This is a genomic window from Sulfuricurvum sp., from assembly GCF_049305995.1.
Lineage (GTDB): Bacteria > Campylobacterota > Campylobacteria > Campylobacterales > Sulfurimonadaceae > Sulfuricurvum.
The window spans coordinates 1-2,412 of sequence record NZ_JBAQPS010000001.1 but is presented as its reverse complement, the minus strand read 5'-3'; the positions used below and the strand labels follow the sequence as shown (position 1 = coordinate 2,412).

1 protein-coding gene and 1 tRNA gene are annotated in these 2,412 nt (G+C 36.5%); one reads left to right on the top strand and one right to left on the bottom strand.

The window, feature by feature from the left end; translation table 11 throughout:
- Positions 1-33: 33 nt before the first annotated feature.
- On the bottom strand, positions 34-2,136 hold the full coding sequence (locus WA010_RS00010; RefSeq protein WP_422555128.1) for a flagellar biosynthesis protein FlgL: 2,103 nt from the start codon (positions 2,134-2,136) through the stop codon (positions 34-36).
- A 149-nt stretch (positions 2,137-2,285) separates the two neighbouring features.
- Between WA010_RS00010 and WA010_RS00005 the strand changes: the two genes are divergently transcribed.
- Positions 2,286-2,369 (top strand) — tRNA-Leu (locus WA010_RS00005).
- Positions 2,370-2,412 lie beyond the last annotated feature (43 nt).

Below are 2,412 nucleotides of genomic sequence, written 5' to 3'. Positions count from 1 at the left end.
AAAGGGGGTATAAAGCCCTTTTATTGCAAATTGCTATAAATAATTAACAAGAGAAAGTTTAGAAACTTTCGAAATATTAGAAAGTAAAGCCTGATAATTTAGGCTTAGTTGTTGTAATTTTAATTGCGATTCAGCAATATCCGTATCAATAACATCCGATTGGAGCGTTTTGGTACTGATAAGCAACATGTCTGTTCGATCCGTAGAGGCTTGTAATACTTGTGAATACGATCCTACTTCGGTTTGAAGACGACTAACATGATCGCTCAAATCATCCATTTTCTGAATAGCATTTTGAATACCTAAATTTCGTGGGTCATTACTATTTGTTCCATCTGAATATTTTTTTCCTTGTTCTACTGAACGGATTGTCTCTTCGATTTCAGTAAAAAAGTCAGTCTTTGGATCGCGCTTACTGATTGCGCTATTGGCATTAAAGGTAAGTGCAGAACCTATTGTTACAGAATAATCGGCAGAATTTGTATCATAGATAGAGAGACTAGCGCCGGTTATGGGGTTATTTTTGTCTTCAAAAACCACTTTTCCAGCATAATCGAGAGTGGTTGAAGATTGGATATTAGATGCTGTGATAGCGGCATCATAGGCTATATCGGTGTTGGCTGAGGGTAGATTTCCGCTCATAGCCATATTAACAACATCTAAAAGTTGCTGATACGTCATTTCATCGGCATCAACTGCACTTCGTGAGGTGCTGTTGGTGTTAAAGATACTAAAATTGGTTGTACCGCCATCTAAAGAAAAAGTTGAACCTGCAGTAGCAAAATCAATCTGTGCGGTAAACGCAGCTCCGCTAATATCGACACCTTCTATAATCAGCTGTTGAGCATCTAGCGTGCTAACTCCTGCTATATCCACCAACTTACTTTTAGAGGTAGCATAGTTATTGGTTGTTTTGTCGATCTGTGAAATACTGGAGAGGAGTTTTGCTCCATTTTGTGCAAAATTAGTGCGGTCGTAATTGATCCCTTCAATGGTATTGGAAACGCTGGATGGAGTGTCAAAGCCACTTTTGGTAAATTCTTTAATATATAGTCCAGGTGTAGTAATGGCAGCTGTTTCAAAATCGATAGTTCCTAATTGTAAATTATCAATATTTCCAACATTTGCTCCATATATGCTGTCTAATATATCTGCGGTATCTCCTGCATTAGTGTTATCAAAATCAACTGCACCCACCATATGAAAATCGAGTTTGCTTGATCCAGCTTGTTTATCTACAATTTCAATTTGTCCGTGAGCATTTAAAGATACATTAACTTGTGTAGAACCATATTCATTTTTGATTGCTGTGAGTAAATCATCTACACTAGCATTCATTGACAAGGAATCGATATGTGTTTTGAATGTTGTACCGTTACTTTTAGTCCCTTGAATGTAAAAATGTGGTGTAAAAGACGTAGTAGCATCTGCATCAGTATCCCCCATCAAATCACGTATTGTACTTTCAGCGGTAATGTAAATTTCTTGAGAATTATCACGTGAAAGAGTTGAATCTTGCATAATATCAGGATATAAATTATTTAAACTCATTTGTGGAACGTTAGCACTGATAGTACGATTGATTTTACTTTCATCACCTAAAAAAAGCTGAGATCCACTGATATTGTATTTTTGTTTGATTCCTGAACCTAGGAAAGCTTCTAAATTTTTATCATTTCCTTGATATGTTCCATCGGTTCCGATTGGTTTGACAGATGTGGCAGTCCCTGAAAAAAGGTATTGTCCTCCAATAGAGGTATTAGCTAAAGTCAGCAAGTGGTTTTGTAATCCTCTAAGCTCTTTGGCAATCGCTTGAATACTAGTATCCGAATGAGCATCATTGGCTGCGTTGACCATTTTAACTTTCATCGATTCGAGGGTTTTGACAATTGCTCCGATTGTTGTATCGGTTTGAGTTGACATTTTGTAAGCACTTTGAGCACTATTTTTAACTTGAGAGAGAGTGGTGATTTCATCATCTAGGCGGAGAGTATCAATAAAAATATTAGGATCTTCGTGTGCATATTGGATTTTTAAGCCTGATGCAATTTGTTTGTTGACATCAAATAACTGTTTATTTAATTTGTTGTTTTCACCATAAATATTATTGTAATACGATCCTGAAGTAACTCTCACCTCAAATCCTTTTGTGTAAGCTTATGCGTTATAAAGCAATAAAAGTTCCATACCCTATATATCGGCAAAATAGAAAAACGGATTAGTAAAACAACTTTTACGTATTTTTAAGCAAATGGTGTATATAATTCCACCTCTTAACAAGATATGCCAGTGTGGTGAAATGGTAGACACGCCGGATTCAAAATCCGGTATAGCAATATGTGGCGGTTCGAGTCCGCCCACTGGTACCACTTTTTTATTCAAAAAATTCCCTAAAATACGCACTTTGAAGCC